The 22,196-nt window shown below is 68.7% G+C and carries 26 protein-coding genes; 5 read left to right on the top strand and 21 right to left on the bottom strand.

Annotation, left to right across the window (positions count from 1 at the left end; genetic code table 11):
• Both AC07PA_RS12555 and AC07PA_RS12550 read right to left on the bottom strand, forming a co-directional pair.
• Window positions 1-519 (bottom strand): SRPBCC family protein, encoded by a 519-nt coding sequence (locus tag AC07PA_RS12555; RefSeq protein WP_494605757.1) that lies wholly within the window; start codon window positions 517-519, stop codon window positions 1-3.
• Window positions 497-862 (bottom strand): ArsR/SmtB family transcription factor, encoded by a 366-nt coding sequence (locus AC07PA_RS12550; protein ID WP_007852988.1) that lies wholly within the window; start codon window positions 860-862, stop codon window positions 497-499. The genes AC07PA_RS12555 and AC07PA_RS12550 overlap by 23 nt, the downstream gene beginning before the upstream one ends.
• A gap of 242 nt (window positions 863-1,104) precedes the next feature.
• Between AC07PA_RS12550 and AC07PA_RS12545 the strand changes: the two genes are divergently transcribed.
• On the top strand, window positions 1,105-2,082 hold the full coding sequence (locus AC07PA_RS12545; protein WP_494605755.1) for a quinone oxidoreductase family protein: 978 nt from the start codon (window positions 1,105-1,107) through the stop codon (window positions 2,080-2,082).
• A gap of 153 nt (window positions 2,083-2,235) precedes the next feature.
• Here the strand turns inward: AC07PA_RS12545 and AC07PA_RS12540 are convergent, their stop codons facing one another.
• The 3 genes from AC07PA_RS12540 to AC07PA_RS12530 form a co-directional block, all read right to left on the bottom strand.
• Complete coding sequence (locus AC07PA_RS12540; RefSeq protein WP_494605753.1) at window positions 2,236-2,685, bottom strand: hypothetical protein; 450 nt, start codon at window positions 2,683-2,685, stop codon at window positions 2,236-2,238.
• Between the two features lie 128 nt (window positions 2,686-2,813).
• Window positions 2,814-3,347: a hypothetical protein gene (locus tag AC07PA_RS12535; RefSeq protein WP_494605751.1), complete on the bottom strand. Its 534-nt coding sequence runs from the start codon at window positions 3,345-3,347 to the stop codon at window positions 2,814-2,816.
• A 143-nt stretch (window positions 3,348-3,490) separates the two neighbouring features.
• On the bottom strand, window positions 3,491-4,384 hold the full coding sequence (locus AC07PA_RS12530; protein WP_494605749.1) for an EamA family transporter: 894 nt from the start codon (window positions 4,382-4,384) through the stop codon (window positions 3,491-3,493).
• 119 nt (window positions 4,385-4,503) lie between these two features.
• Between AC07PA_RS12530 and AC07PA_RS12525 the strand changes: the two genes are divergently transcribed.
• Complete coding sequence (locus tag AC07PA_RS12525; RefSeq protein ID WP_494605747.1) at window positions 4,504-4,992, top strand: Lrp/AsnC family transcriptional regulator; 489 nt, start codon at window positions 4,504-4,506, stop codon at window positions 4,990-4,992.
• Window positions 4,993-5,049: 57 nt separating this feature from the next.
• Here AC07PA_RS12525 and AC07PA_RS12520 read toward each other — a convergent pair whose 3' ends face one another.
• The 6 genes from AC07PA_RS12520 to AC07PA_RS12495 form a co-directional block, all read right to left on the bottom strand.
• Window positions 5,050-5,424 carry a nuclear transport factor 2 family protein gene (locus AC07PA_RS12520; protein ID WP_494605745.1) on the bottom strand — a complete coding sequence of 125 codons (375 nt, stop codon included), beginning with the start codon at window positions 5,422-5,424 and terminating at the stop codon, window positions 5,050-5,052.
• A gap of 34 nt (window positions 5,425-5,458) precedes the next feature.
• Window positions 5,459-5,830, bottom strand: coding sequence for a ferredoxin (locus tag AC07PA_RS12515; RefSeq protein ID WP_007853021.1), 372 nt, complete (start codon window positions 5,828-5,830; stop codon window positions 5,459-5,461).
• A 103-nt stretch (window positions 5,831-5,933) separates the two neighbouring features.
• Window positions 5,934-6,395 carry a DUF4262 domain-containing protein gene (locus AC07PA_RS12510; RefSeq protein ID WP_494605743.1) on the bottom strand — a complete coding sequence of 154 codons (462 nt, stop codon included), beginning with the start codon at window positions 6,393-6,395 and terminating at the stop codon, window positions 5,934-5,936.
• Between the two features lie 430 nt (window positions 6,396-6,825).
• Entirely contained in the window at window positions 6,826-7,881 is a 1,056-nt protein-coding gene (locus AC07PA_RS12505; protein WP_494605741.1) for a hypothetical protein, read from the bottom strand.
• A 141-nt stretch (window positions 7,882-8,022) separates the two neighbouring features.
• A complete protein-coding gene (locus tag AC07PA_RS12500; RefSeq protein WP_007853028.1) occupies window positions 8,023-8,457 on the bottom strand; it encodes a DUF1810 domain-containing protein in 435 nt (144 codons plus the stop codon).
• 385 nt (window positions 8,458-8,842) lie between these two features.
• On the bottom strand, window positions 8,843-9,076 hold the full coding sequence (locus AC07PA_RS12495) for a DUF4287 domain-containing protein (RefSeq protein ID WP_007853031.1): 234 nt from the start codon (window positions 9,074-9,076) through the stop codon (window positions 8,843-8,845).
• Between the two features lie 404 nt (window positions 9,077-9,480).
• On the opposite strand from AC07PA_RS12495, the gene AC07PA_RS12490 reads away from it, so the two are divergent.
• Complete coding sequence (locus AC07PA_RS12490; protein WP_494605738.1) at window positions 9,481-10,590, top strand: hypothetical protein; 1,110 nt, start codon at window positions 9,481-9,483, stop codon at window positions 10,588-10,590.
• 12 nt (window positions 10,591-10,602) lie between these two features.
• On the opposite strand, the gene AC07PA_RS12485 is transcribed toward AC07PA_RS12490, so the two are convergent.
• A complete protein-coding gene (locus tag AC07PA_RS12485; RefSeq protein ID WP_494605736.1) occupies window positions 10,603-11,400 on the bottom strand; it encodes a hypothetical protein in 798 nt (265 codons plus the stop codon).
• Between the two features lie 219 nt (window positions 11,401-11,619).
• On the opposite strand from AC07PA_RS12485, the gene AC07PA_RS12480 reads away from it, so the two are divergent.
• Window positions 11,620-12,012 carry a hypothetical protein gene (locus AC07PA_RS12480; RefSeq protein WP_145695730.1) on the top strand — a complete coding sequence of 131 codons (393 nt, stop codon included), beginning with the start codon at window positions 11,620-11,622 and terminating at the stop codon, window positions 12,010-12,012.
• Between the two features lie 63 nt (window positions 12,013-12,075).
• Window positions 12,076-12,441, top strand: a complete 366-nt coding sequence (locus AC07PA_RS12475) for a hypothetical protein (RefSeq protein WP_494605734.1) — start codon at window positions 12,076-12,078, stop codon at window positions 12,439-12,441.
• Between the two features lie 21 nt (window positions 12,442-12,462).
• Here AC07PA_RS12475 and AC07PA_RS12470 read toward each other — a convergent pair whose 3' ends face one another.
• The 9 genes from AC07PA_RS12470 to AC07PA_RS12430 form a co-directional block, all read right to left on the bottom strand.
• Window positions 12,463-13,458, bottom strand: a complete 996-nt coding sequence (locus AC07PA_RS12470) for a 2-dehydropantoate 2-reductase (protein WP_494605732.1) — start codon at window positions 13,456-13,458, stop codon at window positions 12,463-12,465.
• Between the two features lie 62 nt (window positions 13,459-13,520).
• Window positions 13,521-14,903: an ATP-binding protein gene (locus AC07PA_RS12465; protein ID WP_494605730.1), complete on the bottom strand. Its 1,383-nt coding sequence runs from the start codon at window positions 14,901-14,903 to the stop codon at window positions 13,521-13,523.
• Window positions 14,900-15,559 (bottom strand): response regulator transcription factor, encoded by a 660-nt coding sequence (locus AC07PA_RS12460; protein WP_145695734.1) that lies wholly within the window; start codon window positions 15,557-15,559, stop codon window positions 14,900-14,902. Before AC07PA_RS12460 ends, AC07PA_RS12465 begins: the two co-directional genes overlap by 4 nt.
• A gap of 75 nt (window positions 15,560-15,634) precedes the next feature.
• On the bottom strand, window positions 15,635-17,167 hold the full coding sequence (locus AC07PA_RS12455) for a DegQ family serine endoprotease (protein ID WP_494605728.1): 1,533 nt from the start codon (window positions 17,165-17,167) through the stop codon (window positions 15,635-15,637).
• A 295-nt stretch (window positions 17,168-17,462) separates the two neighbouring features.
• Window positions 17,463-17,867: an SRPBCC family protein gene (locus AC07PA_RS12450; protein ID WP_494605726.1), complete on the bottom strand. Its 405-nt coding sequence runs from the start codon at window positions 17,865-17,867 to the stop codon at window positions 17,463-17,465.
• A 139-nt stretch (window positions 17,868-18,006) separates the two neighbouring features.
• Window positions 18,007-18,564 (bottom strand): hypothetical protein, encoded by a 558-nt coding sequence (locus tag AC07PA_RS12445; protein ID WP_494605724.1) that lies wholly within the window; start codon window positions 18,562-18,564, stop codon window positions 18,007-18,009.
• 121 nt (window positions 18,565-18,685) lie between these two features.
• Window positions 18,686-19,819, bottom strand: coding sequence for an aldose epimerase family protein (locus AC07PA_RS12440; RefSeq protein WP_494605722.1), 1,134 nt, complete (start codon window positions 19,817-19,819; stop codon window positions 18,686-18,688).
• A 55-nt stretch (window positions 19,820-19,874) separates the two neighbouring features.
• Window positions 19,875-21,071, bottom strand: a complete 1,197-nt coding sequence (locus AC07PA_RS12435) for a serine hydrolase domain-containing protein (protein ID WP_494605720.1) — start codon at window positions 21,069-21,071, stop codon at window positions 19,875-19,877.
• Window positions 21,072-21,116: 45 nt separating this feature from the next.
• A complete protein-coding gene (locus AC07PA_RS12430) occupies window positions 21,117-22,103 on the bottom strand; it encodes a Bug family tripartite tricarboxylate transporter substrate binding protein (protein WP_494605718.1) in 987 nt (328 codons plus the stop codon).
• Window positions 22,104-22,196: the final 93 nt, after the last annotated feature.

Below are 22,196 nucleotides of genomic sequence, written 5' to 3'. Positions count from 1 at the left end.
TCAACAACCTGTAGGGCCGACCAGCGCGTCAAGCTGGTCGAATGTCTCGTCGTTCCAGCCCGTGCTGCCGGCGGCGATCTCGGCGTCGAGCGCCTCCTTGGAAGGGTAGAGGTCGTGCACGACGAGCAGCGTGTGCCCCGCTGGCTGTTCCTCGAAGGTGACGGTGGTGACCTGGCCGCTGCCGCCGGCTTCGTCATTGGTCCAGGCCAGGCGCGAGGGCGGTGCCACTTCCAGGTAGCGGCCGTGGAAGGCCATGCCCTGCGGCGCGTCGGGGTGGCTGAACACCAGGCGGTAGCTGCCGCCCACACGAACGTCAAGCTCGCAGGACAGCAGCGCCAGGCCAAAGGATTGGGGCACCCACCAGCGCTGGAACAGCGCGGCATCGGTCCAGGCCTTGAACACTGTGCGCGGCGGGGCCTGGATGGTGCGCGTGACGACCAGTTCACGCTCGGACTTGCGCTCCACCGACAGGCGGTGCTGCGGAGAGGCGGGCTGGCTAGTTGTGTTTCCTGCGTCCATCGGTTTTCTCCTGGTGTTGCAATTCCTCGACCACCTGGTCCAGCGCGTCGAAGCGGGCATGCCAGAGCTGGCGGTGCTGCTCGATCCACAGCGCCTGCGCCTCCAGCGGGTGCGGGCCCAACTGGCAGTGGCGCACACGCCCGAGCTTCTGCGTGGTGACCAGCCCGGCCTGCTCCAGCACGCCGATGTGCTTTTTCATCCCCGTGAGGGTCATGCCGAACTTGGCGGCCAGCTCGGTGATGGACGCATCGGCGCGCCCGAGCTGCTGCAGCACGCCACGCCGGGTGGAGTCGGCCAGCGCAGCAAAGGCGGCATCGAGGTGGGCATCCGAATACTGAACCATTAAGTTCAGTATATACCCACCTCATTGCTGGCGCCACCCCCGCCAAGCCAGCAGTTTTTCTACCGACTGAATGCAGCCCAAGCTCCTCGCTGCACCGGCCTGCCGGTGCTAACCTGACTGCCTTCACATGCCACGGCCCGCCATGCCACAGCGGTGCCCGGTGGGCTGCCCCCAGCCCATGGCAGGAGAAAAATTCGCTTCGTTGCCATTCCCCCGTCCGCCCGCCACAGAAAGGCCCCGCCATGTACGCACTCGTCTTCCACCAGTTCGGCGATGCCGACGTCCTGCGCCATGAAGTGGTGCCCGAGCCGACCCCGGCGCCCGGCCAGGCGCTGGTGCGCATGCGGGCCGTGGGGCTGAACTTTGCCGATGTGTACCGGCGCAAGGGCAATTACCACCTGGCCGGGTCGCCGCCATGGGTGCTGGGCTACGAGGGCGCGGGCGAGGTGATCAGCGCGCCGCCGGGCAGCGGCTTGCAGCCCGGGCAGCGGGTGGGTTTTGCCGACAGCCCGTTCGCCAATGCCGAGCTGTGCGCGGTGGATGTCGACCGGTTGATCCCCCTGCCCGACGCGATCTCGTTCGAGACGGCCGCGGGCAGCCTGCTGCAGGGCCTGACGGCGCAGTACCTGTGCCGTGACAGCTATGCGGTTCGCCCAGGGGACTGGGCCGTGGTGCATGCAGCGGCGGGCGGCGTGGGGCTGCTGCTCGCGCAGATGCTGCGCGGCCTGGGCGCGCGGGTTGTCGCCATCGCATCGACCGAGGCCAAGCGCCAGGCAGTGCGCGAGGTGCTGGGCGCGGACGCCAGCGTGGCGGCGGTCATCCCCACCGAGGGCTGGCTGCAGGCCGTGCAGGCGATTACCGGCGGGCGCGGGGCGGACTTGGTGTACGACTCGGTGGGCACCACCTTGCCCGACAGCCTGGCCGCCGCGCGCACCGGCGGCACCATCGTTTTCTACGGCATGGCCGCAGGCGACCCGGCGCCGGTGGACCCGCGCCTGCTGATGGACCGTTCACTGGCGCTGGTGGGCGGCGACCTGTGGAACGTTCTCACCAGCGCGCAGGAACGCCGTTCGCGCGCGGCGCAGCTGTTCGCCGCGCTCCAGGCGGGCGAGCTGCAGCTGCGCATCGCGCACCGCTTTGCGCTGCGCGACGGCGCACAGGCCCACCGGGCGCTGGAGGGCCGGCAGGCCATTGGCAAGGTGTTGCTGGTGGTGGAGTGATGCGGGGGCGCCCATCGCTCGCTGGGGGCAGCCACCTTTGGCAAGGTGCTGTAGAGGGTGCCGTACCGCGCTGCTTGCGGGTGGCGTGTCGGCTGGCGCGCACTGACAACTCAGGCATGCATGCACGCGTGCCTGGCGGCGCCTGCTCGGCTCCTACCATTTCTGGTCGCGTGCCCTCAGGCCGTGCGCGGCGACCACGTCCCTGCCCTGCATTTCGCACTCCGCGTACCCGTAGCCATCGGCCTGGGAAAACTTCACCTGGTGCCAGGTCTTTCCAGGCATGTCGGACATGCCGTACCTACCCTGGGCCGCAATGACGCGCGCACCCGCCGGGATCGTTCCCCGTTCATACAGGACCTTCTCGCACACCAGGCGAAGGCATTCCACTTCGTACTTGGCATCCGAAGGCGGGCAGTTGCGGACCTCCGAGATCTTGCCATCGGCCATCACGGCGGCAGGGGCATCCGGGGGGGCACATCCCGACAGGGTCAGTCCCGCCGACAGAGACAGAGCCAGCACCGGGCCGCCTATCAGGCGCATGCGCAGGCCCGCAGCGCGCAGGGCCCGAGGAACGAGCAGGGCCATGCCCATCATTCGTGTCACTGATCTTTCTCCTTGCGATGCCGGCATTGGCGAGCGGGATGCACTCCAGTGCCTGGGCGGATTCTGCCGGAGGCGGCTAGCAGGCGCCCAAGAGGAAGCGAGTACAAGCGGCTGCCTGCCCGCCTGCCCTACAGCGGCACCTCGTACTCGTCCTTGCGGCCCGGGTGGCCGGGGTAGCTGAAGGAGCTGCGGATCCTGAGCACGGTGCGGCCGTCCACGGTGTCCACCGACACGGTGCAGCCGAAGTGGTGCTCGAACAGAGTGAGCATTGCACCGCTTTGCACGGCAAGGGTCGGCTCGGGAGGAAAGTCCGGATCGCTGGGCCGTTGAGAGAAGCGGGTGACCCCGCGGCGATCGATCCGTCCCGCGTTGCCCAGTGAGTCGCGATAGCGCCACTCCTTCTCTTGGAACCGCAGCACGGCCCCGCCGGGCACCGCACGCGCTTGCACGATGGAGCACGCCTGGAGCCCTGGCGGCACGACAGGGGGCTCGGGCGCGGCGTGGGCACTGCCGCACACGGCAAGCACAGGCAACAGGCGCAGGCCCGCTGCCCAGTTGCCCAGGCGCTGCACGGCGCTGGCCAGGCGCGATGGCCGCACTGGCACATGTGTCGTGCCCAGGCGGCGTGGAGGGTAGCGGGTGTTGCTGGCGGGGATGGTCATGCAGAGGGGCTTCAGGTTGGGGAGGGCCGACGCGGCTGCCGCTGCGCCTGCGAGCGGGCCCTGGCGTAGCGCAATGTAGCAACGCGCGCAGGCGGGTGCCAGCGCAGAATGGCCAGGCGGCAAGCCCGCCTCCCTCGGCGCGGCTATGCCGGTTGCAGCGTCGCCTGCTCCGGTCTTCGCGCCGTCATCGCCGTCCCCATCGACGCCGACATGATCAGCGCGATGGCCAGCCACTGGTTGAACGTGAGCACCTCGCCCAGCAGCAGCAGGGCCAGCAGGGCGGCAACAGCGGGCTCCATGCTGATCATGATGCCGAAGGCCTCCTTGGGCAGGCGCTTGAGAGCCATCATCTCCAACGAGATGGGGATGGCGCTGGAGACGGCTGCCACGCCCAGACCGACCAGCAGCACGTACGGCGACAGCAGCGCGGTGCCGGCATGCACCACGCCCACGGGCACCACCACCACGGCCGCGGCCAGCAGGCCCAGCGAGACGGAGTGCCCCGCGTGTAGGTGCCCCACGCGCTTGCCGAACACGATGTAAAGCGCCCAGAAGGTGGCGGCCGCCAGCGCGTAGGCCACCCCCGTGGGGTCCAGCGTGCTGCCGTTCATTCCGCCCAGGGGCAGCAGCATGCCCAGGCCCACCACGGCCAGGGCCACCCAGACAAAATCGATGGCGCGGCGCGAGGACAGCACGGCCATGAGCAGCGGGCCCGAGAACTCGATGGCCACGGCCAGCCCGAAGGGCAGCGTGCGCAGCGACATGTAGAACGTGAGGTTGGTGGCGCCCAGCATGGCGCCGTAGAGCATGGTGGCGCGCAGGTCCTTGCGCGACAGCTCCCAGCGCCAGGGCCGCCACAGCAGCAAGAGCAGCAGCGCCGAAAAGCCCACGCGCACGGCCGTGGTGCCCTGCGCGCCCACCAGCGGAAACAGGTAGTGCTTGGCCCACGAGGTGCCGATGCCAAGGGCCGTGACGGCGCCGAGCACGGCCAGGAAGGGAACGAAGCGCTGGTAGCGGTGCAACAGGGAGGAGAACATGGCTGAAAATATAGTGCGGGTGTGGCGTGCTTTTGGCTCGAAATTCGTCCACGCCACGCAATTTTCGCTCGCCCGCATACCAAAAACCCCCGCCTGCCCTTACCGAGGATCAGACCGCCATGCCCGCAGCCCCTGCCCTCGACGCCTTCGACCTGGCCATCCTCGACATCCTGCAGCGCGACAACACCACGCCCCAACGCGCCATCGCTCAGGCTGTGCACCTGTCGGCGCCGGCGGTGCAGCGGCGCATCCAGCGGCTGGAGCAGACCGGCGTGATCCGCGCCAACGTGGCCGTGATCGACCCCGAGAAGGTGGGCCTGCCCCTGACCATCATGGTCGAGGTGCACCTGGAGAACGAGCGCCCCGACCGCACCGCCCCGCTGCGCGCGCGCATCGCCACCGAGGCTGCCGTGCAGCAGTGCTACTGCGTGACCGGCGAGGCCGATTACCTGCTGGTGGTGACGGTGGCGTCGATGGCCGACTACGAGGCCCTCACGCGCCGCCTGTTCGAGGGCGATGACAACGTGCGGCGGTTTCGCACGTCGGTGTCGCTGGGGTGCTTGAAGGCGGGCTTGCAGGTGCCGTTGGGTGGGGGTGGGCCGGCGTAGGCGGCGCGCTCGGCGCTCAGGGCAGCAGCGGGCCGCCACTGCGGGCCGGCTGGTGGCCTACCAGAGCTCGGCAGCGGGCGTGCCCTGGTGGTAGAGGAGCTGCCACAGGCCATCCTGCTGCACCCAGACCGAAGAGCGCAGGGTATGGTTTTCGAGCGTGGTATCTGGCCGACGAAGCGCCGAGCGGTAGGTCAGCAAGGCGATGCCCGGCCCCAGTGCTTGCACCGCGAAGTGGTCCGAGAGGACCGGGGGAGGCGCCACCTGCTCGCCCAGAAAGCGCACGACGGTGGCCCGGTCATACTGCCGGCCCGAGCGACCCACTTCATGGAAATCGGTGTGCAGCAGTTGCGCCAGGCGCTGGGCATCGCAGCGCACGCCGGGGTGGTGCAGTTCCACCTCGAGCGCCTGGAGGGTGGCAAGGAGTGCGTTCATCATCGGCGCGGACCGCTGCATGCGGCCTGCCGCATCAGCGGCGCCACACCGCCCACCACACCTTGCGGGGGCCCGCCTTGCGCTCCGGCATGTCCTGTGGCGCTTCGGGCTCCGTCTTTTGTTGCAGTACGTCGCACAGACCTTGCTCCTTCACGGCGATGAATTTCTTCAGAATTTCCGGGTCATTGCCTGCATAGCGAATACAGCTCACCTCAGACGCCCAGGCCGCGCTGACCATGAGGTCTGCTTCTTCGGGTGTGGAGGGCTGCTTGCAGACAAAGCAGTGCCCATCTGCAGCGTACTCGAAGTGCCCAGGCGCCTCGGCGAATGGTATCTCGCAACTGGTGCAACAGCCATCCTCCACGTAGAAGTCGCCGGGTGCGTTTCTGGTGTGCCGCGTGTACATGGGGGAATGTTACGGCGATGGCGCGGCATCGCATGGCATCGCATCGCGCAGAACCCGATACCGGACATCGCGCTGCTCCAGCCGCAAGCCATGCCCTGCTGAATCATCCGTCCTGGTCAGGGACATGGGGCGCGCCCGACAGCACGGGCTGCAGGGCCGCGTAGGACCGGTCATGGCCAGGCTCTTCGGGAAACCGCCCCGCCCGATCGGGCCAGACCACCTGGGCAATGGGGAACTCCTGCCCGTGGAACCTCAGCCCAAAGCCGAAGTAGCGGTCCAGGTGCACGCCATGCAGGGGTTTGACGTGCAGCCCGAACTTTCCGCCCACGTCGTGAAGCTGGCTGAACACCTTGAACTCGGCTCCCGCCTCAATTTTCGCGGCGATGGCGTTCAGAATGTCCGCAGTGAGGTCTGTGGGCAAACCGAAAAAAATGAGTTCAGGGTGCTTGAAGCGCGACCACAGCCCCACGGTATAGGCGAAAGGCGGGTCTTCGTCCCCAACGGCGATAACGGAGCAGCCAAAGGCGGCGATGTCCTTGCGAACCCTTTTGATGAACTTTTCCATGGTGCTATCCCGGGGCCCGTGCTGGCCGGCCGCGACAGTCTAGCCGCTCGGTGAGCGCTATCGGCCCTCACCCTGGCTGCCTCGCTGCGCACTCCCTGCTTCATGCAATGGCGGCACCTGGTGAAGCCTGAAGAGGTTCCACGGGCGGACCTCTCGCAGGTCGGCCTTCTCCGCGAACATCGAGGCGAGCACCCTTCTTCGCGGCAAGGCCAGTGAAGCCTCGCTGCAGGGATTCTTCAGATTCATCAGCGCTGCCTGGGGCTCGGGCGTTGACGTGACGCCGCAATGGCTCCGTGCCTGCAAGTCCAACTACCGGAGCGCAGAGCGGGCGCACAAGGAATTGGAGGCATGGGTGGACGCCAAGTCCGCCAAGGCGAACGATGGGATTCCTGGCCCGCACAAGTTCGATTGGGCGCAGTTCGCCGGCCATCTACCCCGCGCGGCGCGGCAAGGCGCGCAGGGCATCGCAGGCCTCGCGCGCCCAGTCCTTGTCCCAGTGCGAAAGCACCTGCTCGTACTGCGCGTAGAAATTTTCAAGCGCGCTGTCGCCCTGCTGCCAGGCCAGGGCCAGGGGCAGCCGGCTGGGCAGCAGTTCGCCGGGCCCTTCGTCGGGGTGGGTGGCGGCGTGCAGGATGCTTTCGACCGTGGTGCAGGCCTGCAGCGTGGGCAGGATCTCGTTGTCCAGGTATTCGAACAGCCCCGGGATCAGCCGGTCCACGTACTCGGCACTGCGCAGGGAGCCGCCCATGCTCGTCCACTCCGGACCGCGCCCATGGTCGAGCATGAAGGCGGCGATGCCGCGGTACTCGCGGCCGCGCACCTGCATGCGCCGGGCGCCGCCGCAGGTCTCGAACACGGCCGGGGGCAGGTCGGGCACGATGGCCGCGATCACCTCGAAAGACAGGCCTTCCTTGAAGTCCAGGAAGCTGATGGCGATGGTCTGCTTGCCAATCGGCTCCACGCGCTCGGCCAGCAGCGGGATTTCAGAGTGAACGGGCTCGCCGCGGTGAAAACTGAACCCCAGGGCCTCGAAGCGCGGCCGCCACGCCGCCTCGCACCGCGCCATCACGGCGTCGCGGTCTGCGGCGCCGATGCGGGGCGGCGCAAGGCCCCGGTCGCCCCGGTCAAAGCGCGTGAGGCCGTCGAAGGTGAGCACATAGCCGAAGGGCAGGTACAGCCGCGCCGCCTGGTCGTCGTAGACGCTGAAGCCGAGTTCGGTGGCGCTTTGCACCACCACCTCCTGGTAGTTTTCGGGCCCGTGGAAATCCAGGCCGTAGCTGCGCTCGCAGTGCCCGGGGTCGATGGGGTACTCGATCCATTCCCTGGGCGTGCCCTGCGCCGCCATGCGCGCCTCGATCTGGTCGCGCAGTTGCTGCCACTTCGCGTACGGCGGCGAAGCCCGGTCGCTGAGGTACTGGTGCACGCGCTCCGCTGCCGTGAGGCTGGTGGGCTGGGGGTGCTCCCAGATATGGACCACGTAGCTCATCGAAAGTCTCCATGCAGTAGCGATGGGTCGGCATTGTCTGCGCAGGGCCGGGGGCTGCGCGCACGCGCCTGACCAACGGCCCCGTTCAGCCCACCAGCGGCGGCCGCGCCACGGCGCGCATGCGCACGGGACTGAAAAAGCCTAGGCGTCCAGCAGTTCGAGCGTGCGCGCATCCTTCTCGCCGGCGAAGTACTTGGCCAGGACGGCATCGAACACCGGGTCCGCCCCGGCCTGCGCCACCGCGCTGAACAGGGTCATGCTGGAGCGCAGCTTGAGGTCGTCGGGGCTGCCCAGAACCTCGGTGGCCGCGCTGGTGCTGAGCCCCAGCAGCAGTTGGCAGCACTCGCGCAGCCGGCTGCCCAGCACGGGGTGCGCGAGGTAGGACGTGGCCTCCGCGCGCGACTGGATGGCGTAGCGAGCGGCCATCTCGCTGTGCCCCAGGCCCTTGTACTGGGGGAACACGAACCACATCCAGTGCGAGCGCTTCTTGCCGGCCGTGAGTTCGGCGAGCACGCGTCGCTCGTACACAGGCTCCTGGGCCGCGAGGAATCGGTCGAGGACAGGGGGCAGTGGCATTCAGGTCTTCATCCCAGGTGATGGCCGGCAGGCCGGGGCACGCTGGCGCCCGCACCCACCCCGACTCCACGGCAACGGGACAGTCGACCGACGCGCGGCTGGTGCGGAAGATGGTGACGTCGGCTGTCGCTGCAGGCAACGGTGCGCACAGCGAGGGCGGATACCAGCGACATGGGCAGGCAAAAAAGGTGGTGAGGGGCCTTTCCACTGTGCCACAGCCCACCGGGTATGCGCATGCCTCACCCAAATGGGTGCCTGTCCTGCCGAGCGAAGCCTGGCACAGATGGACGGCATCAGGCCCTAACTGGGCGGCAGGCGCAACGTGAGCGGCAGGGGCACCCATGCCATCGTGGAGTACGACGGCAGCCCGCCCCCTACCGACCCGCTACCTGCCCTGCGCCAGGAACACCGCCACCAGCGCATTGGCATGCCCGTGGCCCATGCCGTGGTCGGTCTTGAGCAAGGCGACGTACTCCATGTGCTTGCGCGCGCCTGCCGCGCGCAGCACCTCCATCCAGTGGCTGATGGGCTGGCCGTACTTGGCCTCGATGGACGGGAAGTACGAGGCGGGGCCCTTGACGGCGGGGGCGGCGTTCTTGCTGGCGCTGGACTCTGGCATGGATGGACTCCTTGGTGGATGGCATTTTGGGGGCAGGTGGGGCGCCCCTGCGGCTGCCTGCCCTTTCTACGACGAGCGAAAGGGCCGGACTTCGACATGCTGCCGGCAAATATTTTCTGAGCGGGCGGGATGTCCGTGGCTGCTCGCCGCCATCGCATTGGGCCAGGACCAGGCGACTGCGGGTGGCGCGGGTGCACAAGCCGTGAGGTGGTGCATGCACGCGTTCGGGCGGCCACCCCCCGCTGCCGCGCCGCACACATCTCGATACCTTGAAGGTGGCGCCCCGGGGCAGACCCGGTGACACCCATCACAAGCCTGCACGGCCATTCAGCGACACACTGAAAGCATACCAACCAGGTGCCATGCGCTATTCGACATGTCCACCACTTCGAGAGGAGCCTTCCATGCCCGTTGTTGCTGCTTGCCGCATGCCCCGCGCTGCCCGCCGTTTACCCATCCCCGCCGCCCCCACGACCTGGCGCCTTGCGCCGCTGGGGTTGGCGGCGGCCCTGGCCCTGGCTGGCTGCGGCGGCAGTGACGGACCCGACACCACCATGCCGCCAGTGCCCGGCGAGAACTATCGGACCCTGGGCGTCTCGGTGACCGGGCTGGCCACGGGCCAGAGCCTGGTGCTGCAAAACAATGGGTCGGACGACTTCATCGTCAGCACCAACGGTTTCGTGCAGACGGCGGCGAGCTGGCCGCTGGGCAGCACCTACGCGGTCACGGTCAAGACCCAGCCCACGGGCCAGCGCTGCACGGCGGCGCGCAACACGGGCACGCTGGCCACGGCCAACGCCTCGGTGCTGGTCGATTGTGTGGTGCTGCCGGGCGAGCGCAACACGCTGGGCGGCACCATCAGCGGTGTGCCCGCAGGCCAGGCGGTGGTGCTGCGCAACGGCAGCGAGGACTTGGCCGTCCAGGCCGATGGCAGCTTCACCTTTGCCACACCGCTGGCAGCCGGCGCGGCCTATGCCATCACGGTGAAGACCCGGCCCGATGGGCTGGGCTGTGTGGTGCGCAATGGCGCGGGCACGGTCACCGGAGCCGTGGTGGACACCGTGGCCGTGCGCTGCGTGCCCGAGGGCGCCCTGGCCGACGGGGGATGGGAGCGCGACCAATGCGGCGTGACGCCGGACGGGACCGCCCTCACGGACATGTGGCGCGTCTCCCACGCCACCCCGACATCGCTGTCGATAGGCGCTGGCGGGGTCAGCTACCGCAATGCACAGTGCAGCGGCCCGGGCACCCCCATGACGGGCCCCCTGGCCGGCGCCTTCTCGATCACCGACCTGCGCAGCGCAGCCAGCGCCAGCCGCGAGCTGGTGGGCTACTGGGGAACCTACAGCTCCAGGGCCGTCAGCATGCCGCGCCCGGTGGTGCTGGTGCGCAAGGCCAACCACCTGTGCCTGCTGGAGGACACTGCGGCCGCATCGTCCTACCCCGATGTGACCAGCCTGGGGCTGGCCGTCACCGCGGCGATTGCGGGGGGCAAGTGCTACACCCCCCGATGAGCCTCCCGACGCTCAGGGCACGGTGTAGTTCGAGCAGTCGGGCACCGGCGCATCGGGCACATAGGTGCCGGCCTGCGGGGTGAAGCGGTACAGCCGCTGGTAGCTGCACTGGGGGTCGGTCACGGTCACGAGGTCGCGTTGGCGAAGGGGCCGCGCCGCCAGCGAGTCCCTGGACCGTGACACGCGCCCCGGAAACGAGGTGGCCTTGCTGCGGTAGCGCAGCACCGGCATGCCCGCGGCGGATGCGCCCGCCAGGGCCACGGTGGCCTCGAAGGTGTATTCGTCGTGGCAGGCGCCGGCGCGCTGCTTCATGTGGCGCTCGCTGAAGCACGCCCGGATCGTCGCGCTGCCGTTTTGGGGCACGCTCAGCACCTCCACCGGTGGCTGGCCCGGCACAAAGGCGATGAGGTGCAGCGTGGTGGCACTGGCCCCACCGCCGGAGTACATGCTGCGCTCTTGCACCAGCACACCTGCCAGGATGCCGCCCTCGAAGCGGATAAGCTTGGGCCATGGCTCCATCGACACGCTGTCGCCCGCAATTGGCACGCCCGCCATCCGGTAGGCCGCCTGGGCCGCATCACGCGGGCCGCCAGGCAACTGCAGGCTGACGTCGGTGGTGCAGGCCTGGCCTTCGCAGCCGGGCTGGGAGGGGACGATGTCGACGCACAGCTGGTCGGGCGTGCAAGCGCGCGCCAAGCCGTTGTCGGGTTGGCTGACGACCGCCAGCGTCTCCATGCGCGGTGGCGCGGCGAGGGCGGGCAGCGATGGCGCCTGCAGCGTGGCGGCAACAAGGAGCAGGAGTGGGCGCATGGTCAAAAGCTGGGTGGGCTGGCACCATGGATTTCAGCACAACGCGGGACGGGAGTGAGCACGTGCCAGCGTAGTCGCCCGGCAGCCCCTTCGGCGCCTGTACAGCGTATGCTCGGCCGATCAGGCCTGCCAGCCACCACGGCGGGCATCGACGGCAGGCGGCTCGTTGGACTGCGAATTGCGGCCGAAAGCAGAGGCCAACCCCACCCACACCAAGACATGGCATCGGACGACATCCCTCTTTCTCAAGCCACCGCCACGCGGCTTGCCCAACTCGCGCTTCCCGCGCGAGGTCTCGCCGTTGTGTATGGGCTGGTGTGTCTTGCGCTGCTCACAGCGGCCTATTTCGACCTGCATCAAGCCATGGACCAGCAGCGCAACCGGGTTCCGTACGCCATCGTGATGTATGGGTGCTTCATGCTTGTTTTCGCGCTAGCCGCCGTGCGCACATGGCAAGCCGGGGCCGCACTTGCCAGCCTGCGTCACGCAGTCACGGGCACGACCCTGGAGAAAGCGATCCAGCACGTGCGCGGCATGCTCCTGCTTTTCTTTGCATGGATGATCCTGCTGCTCGGCACCGTGACTTTTGCGGTGCTCCAGCCCGCGTACTGATGCCTGCCGTGGGCGCCATGCCTGCAAGAGCGCATTTTCCAAACCTTTTCACACCATTACTCAATGCGCAGATTCGCCTTTGGATACCTGTTTCTCGCTGTCGTGGCGCTGTGCCTCAGCGCCTACTGCTTTGTGCAGGTGCCCTTCGACAAGCTCAGCACGGAAGTGGCATTGGAGGGCATTGAACGCGAGTACATCGACCGAGGAAGGTTCGATGCGCAGCAATTGGAAGACCTCGACAGGAGGCTTCGTTGGATTCGAGGCAACTCCAGCGCCTACAAGCTCGCACGCGAGCGCTTGTGGCAGGCGGGGGTATACGGCTTCTGGGCCTTCACCCTGTTCTGCGGGCTGATGGGTTTCAGCATGCTGGATACGCTGCGCAAGCAGGCTGAAGAGATTGCAGCGGCAGATGGTGGCACGCCGCCATAGCGCCGCCTCACTGGGGGCGCATCACCCCAGCCCCACCGCCCGCTTCATCTCCACCCCCGTCAGCCGCAGCCTCGGCCCGCTGAGCAGTTCACACATCCGCGCACTGAGCGGCGCCTGCGCCCCATGCTGCGCAGCCAGCCGCACCACGGCGCCGCAGATCGCATCGATCTCGGTCACGCGCCCGGCCTCCAGGTCGTCCCACATGGAGGATCGGGCGCTCGCGTCGATCTGCAGCATGCGCTTGGCAAGGCGGGTGAACAGCCAGTTGGGCAGGCGCATCACCCGGGGCAGCATGCGCGGTGAGACGGCCGTCACCTGCGCGGGGGTGATGCCGGCGCGCGCCATCACGCCCAGGGCCTCGGTCTGCAGGGCGGCGAAGACGTATCGGCAGTCGCGGTCGAGCAGTTCCTCGCGCAGGGGCAGGTTGGACAGGGCATTGACCGGGTTGTTCAGGTTGAGCAGCAGCTTGCCCCATTGCACGGCGCGGATGTCATCGGGCAACACAGTGGCCAGGCCGGCGGCGTTGAAGACTGCGGCCACGGGCTCGGTGGCGCCATCGCGCTGCAGCTGGATGGCGCCGGCCGTGGCGCGGTGCACCTGGGCGCCGCGCAGCACCACGTTGTAGGGCACCATGCCGGCCAGGGCTTTCAAGGCGGGGGCCTGCGCTGCGATGCGGGCCACGTTGTCCACGCCGTTCTGCAGCGAGATGACGGGTGTGCCGGGCGCGCACGCCGCAGCCAGCTCGCGCGCGGCGCTCTCGGTGGCGCCGCTTTTCACGCAGAGCAAAATCACGGAGTCGGGGCCCGGCGCGGCCTCGGCCAGGGTGCCGGCCAGGCGCAGCTGCGCGGCAGGCACATGGGCGCGGTAGCCGTCGAGGTCGGTGACGGTAAGGCCTGCACGCGCCAGGGGTTCCATGGCGTGGGGGCGGCCCACCAGGCAGACGCTTTGGCCCTGCGCCGCGAGGCGCCCTCCGACGTAGCAGCCAATGGCGCCTGCGCCCAACACGATGAAGTTCATACGATGCAGCCCCCTTGATGTTGAGGCGCATTGTGCGGCCATGCAGCCGCCGCGTGTGCTGCCTATGCGACCGGAGTCGTGGCGGTGACAGGAAACCGCACCACCACCCGCAACCCGCCGAGCCGGGGCGATGCATCGAGCGCCACGGTGGCGCCATGCGCCTGGGCGATGGCCTGCACGATGGCCAGGCCCAGGCCGCTGCCGGGGGCGCTGTCGGCGGTTTCGCGCACGAAGCGCTGCATCACCCGTTCGCGGTGCTCGGGGGCGATGCCAGGGCCGCTGTCTTCCACCACCAGTTCCACCGCGCCATCGGCCGTGCGCTGGATCTGCAGGTCCACCTGTCCGCCTTCGGGCGTGTACTTCACGGCGTTGTCGAGCAGGTTGCGCACCAGCATGCGCAGGGCCTCGGGGCGCCCAGGGATGTGGGCTGCATCGGAGTCGAGCAGGCCCATGTCCATGCCGCGCGCCTGGGCGGCGGGGGCGGCGTCGGCCAGGGCGAGCTGGGCTACGGCGCGCAGGTCCACTGTTTCGGTCGGGCTGGCGGCAGCGGCCTCTTGCCGGGCCAGAGTGAGCAGTTGCTCCACCAGGCGCGTGGCGCGATCGATGCCAGCGGACAGGCGCTCCACGGCCACGGCGCGCGCCGCATCGTCGTTGCCCGCGCGCTGCAGGCCTTGCAACTGCAGCCGCAGCGCGGCCAGGGGCGAGCGCAGTTCGTGCGCGGCGTCGGCCACAAAGTGCTGCTGCGCGGCAAAGGCGCCCTGCACGCGCTCGAACAGCAGGTTGAGCTCGGTCACCAGGGGCTGCACCTCGTCGGGCAGTTCCTCGTCGCTCACGGGCGAGAGGTCGTCGGCCTGGCGGCGCGCGAGCTGGCGGCGCACGCGCTCCACCGGCGCGAGGGATCGGCTCACGCCCCACCACACGGCCAGCACCAAGAGCGGCGCCATCACCGCCAGCGGGGCCAGCGTGCGCAGGGCCAGGGCGCGCGCCATGCCGCTGCGCACGGCCATGTTCTGCGCCACCTGGATGACCTGCGAGCGCGTCTGCAGCGAGAACACGCGGTAGGTGCCGCCGCGCGCCTGCACGTTGGCAAAGCCCAGCACCGCGATCTGCGGCAGCGCCGCGCCCACGGCGGATTCAAAGATGCGCAGGCCCTCGTTGGTCCACACCTGCACGATGAATTCGTGGTTCTCGTCCTCGCCCGAGAGGCCCTGCCCCAGCTCACGCGCATCGGGCGGCAGGCCGGCGCGCAGGGCCAGTGCGGTCTGCTGCATGTGGTAGTCGAACAGCGAGTCGGCCTCGTCCAGCGCGCTGCGGTAGGCCAGCACGCCCTGCACCGCGCCTGCAAGCAGGATGGCGGCGAGCAGAAAGACCAGCAGCTGCGCGCGCAGGGAGCGTGGCAGCAGCGCCGTGCGCCAGGACCTGGGCTGCGTTGTGGTCATCGTCATGCTTTCGGGACGAGGTAGCCGACCCCGCGCACGTTCAACAGGATGTCCGCCCCCAGCTTCTTGCGCAGGCCGTGGATGTACACCTCCACCGCGTTGCTGCTGACCTCGTCGCCCCAGCCGTAGAGCTTGTCTTCGAGCTGCTGGCGCGACAGCACCAGGCCCGGGCGCGCGAGCAGCGGCTCCAGAACTGCCCATTCGCGGCCCGAGAGGACCACGGGCACGCCGTTGACGCTGGCCTCGCGGGTGCTGGGGTTGATGCTCACGCCCTTGTGCTCGTACACCGGCTCGGCCCGGCCGGCAGCGCGGCGCAGCAGCGCGCGGATGCGGGCCAGCAGCTCATCGAGGTCGTAGGGCTTGAGCACGTAGTCGTCTGCCCCGGCGTCGAGCCCCTCGATGCGCTGGGCCACGGCGTCGCGCGCGGTGGCCACCAGCACGGGGGTGCGGTCCTTGCGCGTGCGCAGGTCGCGCAGCACGGCGATGCCGTCGCGCTTGGGCAGGCCCAGGTCCAGCATCACCAGGTCGTAGGCGTTGGCGCGCAGGGCCGTGTCGGCGGCATCGCCGTCGCGCACCCAGTCCACGGCGTAGTCCTCCGCGCGCAGCAGGTCCTGCACGGCTTCGCCGATCATGGGGTCGTCTTCTACGAGGAGCAGGCGCATGGTGCGGCAAGCATAGCGAAAGAAAGATGGATGGAAAAAGGGGCCGCAGAAGCAGCCCCTTTCATGCGGAAACGATCAGCCCAGGCGCACAGGGACAAAGATCTTGTCGCCGTTGCGCTCGATGAGCAAGGCCACCGACTTGCCCGCCTTGGCCATGGCCACACGCACCTGCTCGATGTCCTTGGCCGGCGCGCCATTGATGGCCAGCAGCACGTCGCCGGGCTGCACGCCGGCGGCGGCGGCCGGGCCGCGTGCCTGCTCGACCACCAGGCCGGCGGCCACGCCCACCTCGTGGCGCTCATCGGCGTCCAGCGGGCGCAGCGACAGGCCCAACTGGCCCTTGCCCACGGCCTCGTCGGCCTTGGCCACGGCCTTGCCCTTGTCGCTGGCATCGCCCAGGGTGGCGGTCAGCTCCACGGGCTTGCCATGGCGCCACACCGACAGGCGCGCCTTCTGCCCGGGCTGGGCCTGGCCCACCCAGGCCGGCAGGTCGCCCGAGGCCACGATGGGCTGGCCGTCCACCTGGCGGATCACGTCGCCCGCCTGCAGGCCAGCCTTGTCGGCCGGGCTGTCCTTGGTGACGCTGGCCACCAGCGCGCCCTCGGGCTTGTCGAGCTGGAAGGACTCGGCAAACGCCTGGTTCACCTCCTGCACGGCCACACCGAGCTGCGCATGGCGCACCTTGCCGGTGGCCACGATCTGCGACTTGATCTTGTCGGCCAGCTCGATCGGGATGGCGAACGACACGCCCTGGTAACCACCCGAGCGGCTGTAGATCTGCGAGTTGATGCCCACCACCTCGCCACGCCCGTTGAACAGCGGGCCACCGGAGTTGCCGGGGTTCACCGCCACGTCGGTCTGGATGAAGGGCACCAGGCTGTCGTCGGGCAGCGAGCGGCCCTTGGCGCTGACCACGCCGGCGGTCACGCTGTTCTCGAACCCAAACGGCGAGCCGATGGCCAGCACCCATTCGCCCACCTGCAGATCACGCGTGCTGCCCAGGCGCACCGTGGGCAGGTTCTTGGCGTCGATCTTGAGCACGGCCACATCGGTCTTGGGGTCGGCGCCCAGCACCTTGGCGCGGAACTCGCGCCGGTCCGTGAGCTTGACCATCACCTCGCTCGCGCCCTTGACCACGTGGGCATTGGTCAGCACCAGCCCGTCGGCGCTGACGATGAAGCCCGAGCCCTGGCCGTGCGTGGGCACATTGGGCTGCGCGCCACCACCGGCACCGGGAACGCCGAAGCGGCGGAAGAACTCGTAGAAGGGGTCATCGGGGTCCAGGCCAGGGGCCTGGCGCTTTTGCTGCTGGCGCGCGGTGGGCTGCTCGTCATCGTCGTCACCGTTCATGGACGTGCGGGTGGTCCCCGTCACGCTGATGTTGACCACGGCCGGGCCGTTCTGCGCGGTGATCTGCGCAAAGCTGGGCAGCGCCACGCCCGAAGGCAAGGCGGCCTGTTGCGCCACCACGGGTGCCGGCACCGGAGCCGAGGCCCGCGCCTGGTGCCCGCTGATGAGCCCGACGCTCGCGGCGCCCAGGGCCCCTGCGGCCACCAGCGCGGCGATCAGGCGGCGGGGGGTGGATGCGACAAAGCTGGAGGTGTTCATGGTGGTCTGCCTTTCCTAGCAAGGGATTTGCTGTGATGGAAGGCAGTTTCCCGGCGGACACTTAGGCGAAACTTAGGCGGTTGACCCCAACCGGCCCATCGGTGCTGGCCAGCTGCTGGACCTGTGCACGCTGGCACGGTGGGTGCGCGAGGCGCGCAGGCAACCAAGCCAAGGCCTGCTGCGGACAGGTCATTTCTCAAGCTCAGTAGGTCGGCTTTTGGGGGTGATCCAGAGCCATGAACGACCAGCCAGACTTTCGCAATCGGCCAGGATGGGAGTCACCACAGCGACGGGGTCAGACGGCACCTTCTTGCTCAAGAGTCAGCTTGATGGACTGGAGGCCCGCCTGCACCATTGCCTCGAGGCTTGGAGCTATTGAATCGGGCAGCACGTCCACGGACCAAATAAACCGGCAAGACCCCGGACCTTCCGGCACCACTTGGGCAGAGGCATTATGGTGTGCAATGCGCTCACTGATCGCCGACCAGGAGACGCGCCGGTTCGACTCGCTGATGGCGACGATTCGCTCGGTTGTTCTGACCCCATTGGCGAACGTCAGGAGGCGGGCACTGCCGTCGAACTCGCACTCGACCACAAAGCCTCGCACCAGGCGAGTGTGCAGGTTGCCTACGTCACGAAGTGCATCCCAGGCCTTGTCAGCTCCGACATTGAGCAAAATGGTGTGAGAGAAGTACGCCACGACTGCCTCCGCATTGATTGGACAGGCGAAGTGTCCGCGAAAGCTGGCCGTTTGACACGCCGAATTCGGACATCTTCATCCACTCCCTTGCTGTCCAAGAGAGCGGACATACGCAGTGCAGGCACGGCGCGCACCGCCGCTACACCCCACGCGCCATGCGCTCGATTGCATCGAGTGCCGTGATGGCCGGATAGGCCTGAAGCGCCGGAAAGCGGCTGCGGTGGTAGCAGTGCCAGTAGCTCGTGGCACGCCGCCGGGTGGTGGCCATGAACTGTGGGTTCTCCTGCGCAAATCCGGCAAGCCGCTCCGAGCCGCGCTCATGGATGGCTGCGGCAATCACCTCCACGATCTCGATCACGTACTCGCCCAGGAGCTGGACGACAAACGGGGCCACCCAGGGCCGCTCCACGGCAACGATCTTCCGCAGGCACTCCTCACGGATATACCCGTTCCAGTGCCGGGTGCCCAGGCTGAGCGCCAGCAACCGGGGGTCACCGCTGGATTGCGCGATCGCCGCGTGCAGATCGCCCGGCTTGCAGTAAATGCGGCCAGGAGCACTCAGCAGCTCCCCCTGCACGGAGACGGTGAACCCGGGATGAATTGCCGACGCAAACCCTGCGGCGGGATGTGCGTCGAGCAGCGTCAAGGCAGCCTGCTGCAGCGCGGCGGGAAAGAGGGGTGGGTAGGTGGTGGTCATGGGAGCAGCCAGATGGAGGCTCCGTCGGTCGCAGACGGCAGCGCCTGGCTGCGGGGCGGATGGCTCCGCGCAGGGGCCTATGCTACCGCAGGCGCTGTGGCCGAGCGCCAGGCCCGGATCACTACATGAACCGGTACACGATGGCCCCGTGCTCCACCTCGCCCGGTGCCAGCCAGCGCTTGGGAAAGGCCGGGTGATTGGGCGCGTCGGGGTACTCCATGGGCTCCAGGCAGATGCCGTCGCCGGGCTGCCACAGCCAGCCGGCCATGCCCTCGGCGTTGCCGCCCCGGCCCCGGTCGCGCGCCGGGTCGGCCTTGAGGCCGTGGCCGGCGTAGACCTGCACGCCAGGCGCCGTGCTCCACACCTGCATACTGCGGCCGCTCACGGGCTCGCGCAGGCGCGCGGCCAGGCGCAGGCCCGGGGTGCCGGCCGGAAGGGCAAACGGCGCGCGGGCCGAGACGCCGCTGTCGAGCACCAGGTAATGGTCCAGCCCACCGGCCAGGGCCAGCTGGTCGCTAGAGGGATTAGCAGGCTGGGCGATGGCCTCGCCCACCGTGCGCAGCTCGCGAAAATCGAAGACCGTGCCCTGCACCGCCTCGACCTGGCCCAGCGGGCACAGGTCCAGCGCCAACGGCACATAGCGGCTGGCCGGCACCTGCAGCTGGTGGTGGTGCGTGCTGCCATGGCCCGCCAGATTGAAGAAGGCATGGCCCGTGATGTTGGCAATTGTGGGCGCATCGCCCCCAGCCTCGGCCGTCCAGACCATCTGCAGCGCGTTGTCGGGTGTGACGGCGATGCGCACCGTGAGCCGCACCGTGCCGGGCACGCCATCGTCCTCGGTGCGGAACACATGGCTCAGCACCAGGGCATCGCCCTGTACCTCGTCCACCGCAAACACCTGAAACCGGCTGCCGCGCGGCCCGCCATGGTGGTGGTGCGGGCCGCTGTTGGTGGGCAATTCCAGCGGCACATCGCGGCCAGGCACCGTGAGCTGCCCACTGCGCACCCGCCCGGCCCAGCGGCCAATGAGCGCGCCCATGGAGAGCTGCCCATCGAGGTAGCCCTGCAGGCTGTCGTAGCCCAGCGCCACGTCCACCAGCCCGCCCTGCCCGTCGGGCACGGCAATCTGCACCAGCCGCGCGCCGTAGTTGCTGATAGCCACCTGCAGCCCGCCCTCGCCCCGCAGGGTGTAGAGGTCGGTGCGCTGGCCGTGCAGGGTCTGCTGGAATGCTTCGCGGTGGAGGGTGTGGGGCATGCGCCGAGTTTATGCGCGGCGCCGGTTTGGCGCTGGCAGATCCCGGTGGCACCTTTCAGCCCCTGCACGCCTGGATGAAGCTGTTCAGCTCCGCATCCCGATCATGCTCATGCGGACCCACGTAGCGCGGCTCGGGGTATACGGCCAGGTTCACCACCACCAGCTTCTCTGCGCGGTGGATGTAGATGCGCTGGCCGGAGTGGCCCATGGCCAGCATGGCGCCGTCGTCGGTGAGCCACCAGCCGTAGCCGTAGCCGGTGATGCCGAGCGAGCGGCGCGCGGGGTGGAAATCCTCGGGGATGTCGAAGGCGCGCTTCGCCATGGCGTCCGCCCAGCCGGAGGGCAGGATGGGCTGGCCGTCCACCACGCCATCCGCAGCCACCAGGGCGGCCAGGCGGCCCATGTCGCGAAGCGACATGCCGGCGCGGCTGCCGGCGATCTCCTGGCCGCCGTCGGATTCGAGGGTGTAGTAGGCGTCGTCTTCCATGCCGCAGCGCTGCCATAGGTTGGCGGCCATGTAGTCGGCCAACGTCTGGCCGGTGGCGGCGCACAGCACGCAGCCGAGCAAATAGGTGTCGCCGGTGTTGTAGTGCCAGTGGCTGCCGGGGCGGTGCTCGGAGGGCAGCGCATGCAGCATGGCGAGCACACCGCCAGGCACCTTGTCGGCCAGCGACTTGCTGTAGCGGTTCACGTCGGATTGCTTGTCGGTGTAAACCTCGGACCAGGCGACGCCGGAGCACATGGTCATGAGCTGCCGCACGGTGACGCCGGCGTAGCCGCTGCCCTGCAGTTGCGGCAGGTAGCGCACCACGGGGTCGTCCACGCTGGCGATGGCGCCGTCGCGCACGGCCGCGCCCACCAGCAGTGCGGTCATGGACTTCACGGTGGACATGGTGCTCCAGCGCTCGCCGGGTTGCAGGCCCAGGCCGTAGCGCTCCAGCACCACCTGGCCATCGCGCACCACGAGCAGGCCGGCCACGGCGTTGCGGTCCATGAAGTCTTCGACCGTGCGCGGCTCGCCGCCATGGGTGTAGTGCGGCAACTGCAGTTCGGGCCCGCGCACCACGGGCCGGGGCGCGCTGCCACGGCGGATGGTGCGCGTGGCAAAGAGCTGGTCGACGATGCGGTAGCCGTAGGCCTGCAAGGGGGGTGACCACAGCAGGAAGTCTTCGCTGCGCGGCAGGTGCACGCGGGGCTCGGCGGTGCGGGCGGGTGCGAGGGGGAGTGAGTCAGGGGGTGGATTGGAGGTCATGGTGTCGCGCTTCATGGTGGTGCTTGCTGCCGTTCGCCCACTCACTCATTCGTTCTGGATGCCCAGGCGGGCGATGATGGGGCCCCACACGGCGGCCTCGTCCTGCATGGTTTTGGCCACGGCCTGCGGGCCCAGAGCGGTGGGCGGGTCCATGAACAGGGTGTCCATGCGGGCCTTGACGACGGGGTCGGCCCAGAACTTCTTCGTCTCGGTATTGAGCCGGTCCACCACCTCCTTGGGCGTGCCCTTGGGCACCATCACGCCATACCAGCCGCCGGCGGGAAAGTCCTTGAGCCCGGCTTCGTAGACGGTGGGCACATTGGGCAGCGCGTGCGAGCGCTGGCTGCCGAACACCAGCAGCGGCACCACCTTGCCGCTCTTGGCCTGGGGCACCACGCTGGTGATGGCGTCGGCCGTGAGCTGGGTCTCGCCGCCGATCAGCCCCACCATGGCGGGCGCAGCGCCCTTGTAGGGCACGTGGGTCATCTGCAGGCCGAAGTGCTGCAGCAGGAACTCGACGTTCAGGTGCGTGGAGTTGCCCTTGCCGGCCGAGCCGTAGTTGAGCGTGTCGGGTTTGGCGCGGGCCAGCTTGACCAGGTCGTCCAGCGACTTGATGCCCGAGGCCGGGCTGGCCACCAGCACCTGCGAGGTGCCTGCGAGCATGAGCACGGGGTCGAAGTCCTTCACCGGGTCGTAGGCCAGCGTCTTGTACGAAAAACGGTTGAGCGACATGTTCGACGTGCTGCCGAACAGCAGCGTGTAGCCGTTGGCCGGCTGCTTGGCCACGTAGCTGGCCGCAATGCCGCCGTTGGCGCCGGGCTTGTTGTCCACCACCACGGGCTGCCCGAGCGAGCGGCCCATGTGGTCAGCCCAGGCGCGCGCCAGGCCATCGGCAGCACCGCCGGCGGCCACCGGCACCACCACGGTGATGGCGCGCGTGGGGTAGGCCTGCTGCGCCTGCACAGGAATGACCGCGAGGCCCGCAAGAGTGAGCGCCAGCCCGGAGAAAAGACGAAGTGTGGATGAAGCCATGGTGCGTGCTGCCTTCGCAATGAGTGGATGCCAGGCCATGCTAGGCACCGGGCGGCAGTACGTCCAATGCATAATTATTTGAAAACGCATTAC

It is taken from the genome of Acidovorax sp. GW821-FHT09B03 (assembly GCF_059418305.1).
Note: the sequence above shows the minus strand (reverse complement) of the source record. Positions and strands in the feature narration are given on the sequence as shown.

Bases quoted from the DNA above. Each gene is read 5' to 3' on its own strand.
- AC07PA_RS12555 (WP_494605757.1), bottom strand. From the start codon at position 519: ATGGACGCAGGAAACACAACTAGCCAGCCCGCCTCTCCGCAGCACCGC.
- AC07PA_RS12550 (WP_007852988.1), bottom strand. From the start codon at position 862: ATGGTTCAGTATTCGGATGCCCACCTCGATGCCGCCTTTGCTGCGCTG.
- AC07PA_RS12545 (WP_494605755.1), top strand. From the start codon at position 1,105: ATGTACGCACTCGTCTTCCACCAGTTCGGCGATGCCGACGTCCTGCGC.
- AC07PA_RS12535 (WP_494605751.1), bottom strand. From the start codon at position 3,347: ATGACCATCCCCGCCAGCAACACCCGCTACCCTCCACGCCGCCTGGGC.
- AC07PA_RS12530 (WP_494605749.1), bottom strand. From the start codon at position 4,384: ATGTTCTCCTCCCTGTTGCACCGCTACCAGCGCTTCGTTCCCTTCCTG.
- AC07PA_RS12525 (WP_494605747.1), top strand. From the start codon at position 4,504: ATGCCCGCAGCCCCTGCCCTCGACGCCTTCGACCTGGCCATCCTCGAC.
- AC07PA_RS12520 (WP_494605745.1), bottom strand. From the start codon at position 5,424: ATGAACGCACTCCTTGCCACCCTCCAGGCGCTCGAGGTGGAACTGCAC.
- AC07PA_RS12515 (WP_007853021.1), bottom strand. From the start codon at position 5,830: ATGTACACGCGGCACACCAGAAACGCACCCGGCGACTTCTACGTGGAG.
- AC07PA_RS12510 (WP_494605743.1), bottom strand. From the start codon at position 6,395: ATGGAAAAGTTCATCAAAAGGGTTCGCAAGGACATCGCCGCCTTTGGC.
- AC07PA_RS12505 (WP_494605741.1), bottom strand. From the start codon at position 7,881: ATGAGCTACGTGGTCCATATCTGGGAGCACCCCCAGCCCACCAGCCTC.
- AC07PA_RS12500 (WP_007853028.1), bottom strand. From the start codon at position 8,457: ATGCCACTGCCCCCTGTCCTCGACCGATTCCTCGCGGCCCAGGAGCCT.
- AC07PA_RS12495 (WP_007853031.1), bottom strand. From the start codon at position 9,076: ATGCCAGAGTCCAGCGCCAGCAAGAACGCCGCCCCCGCCGTCAAGGGC.
- AC07PA_RS12490 (WP_494605738.1), top strand. From the start codon at position 9,481: ATGCCCGTTGTTGCTGCTTGCCGCATGCCCCGCGCTGCCCGCCGTTTA.
- AC07PA_RS12485 (WP_494605736.1), bottom strand. From the start codon at position 11,400: ATGCGCCCACTCCTGCTCCTTGTTGCCGCCACGCTGCAGGCGCCATCG.
- AC07PA_RS12480 (WP_145695730.1), top strand. From the start codon at position 11,620: ATGGCATCGGACGACATCCCTCTTTCTCAAGCCACCGCCACGCGGCTT.
- AC07PA_RS12475 (WP_494605734.1), top strand. From the start codon at position 12,076: ATGCGCAGATTCGCCTTTGGATACCTGTTTCTCGCTGTCGTGGCGCTG.
- AC07PA_RS12470 (WP_494605732.1), bottom strand. From the start codon at position 13,458: ATGAACTTCATCGTGTTGGGCGCAGGCGCCATTGGCTGCTACGTCGGA.
- AC07PA_RS12465 (WP_494605730.1), bottom strand. From the start codon at position 14,903: ATGACGATGACCACAACGCAGCCCAGGTCCTGGCGCACGGCGCTGCTG.
- AC07PA_RS12460 (WP_145695734.1), bottom strand. From the start codon at position 15,559: ATGCGCCTGCTCCTCGTAGAAGACGACCCCATGATCGGCGAAGCCGTG.
- AC07PA_RS12455 (WP_494605728.1), bottom strand. From the start codon at position 17,167: ATGAACACCTCCAGCTTTGTCGCATCCACCCCCCGCCGCCTGATCGCC.
- AC07PA_RS12445 (WP_494605724.1), bottom strand. From the start codon at position 18,564: ATGACCACCACCTACCCACCCCTCTTTCCCGCCGCGCTGCAGCAGGCT.
- AC07PA_RS12440 (WP_494605722.1), bottom strand. From the start codon at position 19,819: ATGCCCCACACCCTCCACCGCGAAGCATTCCAGCAGACCCTGCACGGC.
- AC07PA_RS12435 (WP_494605720.1), bottom strand. From the start codon at position 21,071: ATGACCTCCAATCCACCCCCTGACTCACTCCCCCTCGCACCCGCCCGC.
- AC07PA_RS12430 (WP_494605718.1), bottom strand. From the start codon at position 22,103: ATGGCTTCATCCACACTTCGTCTTTTCTCCGGGCTGGCGCTCACTCTT.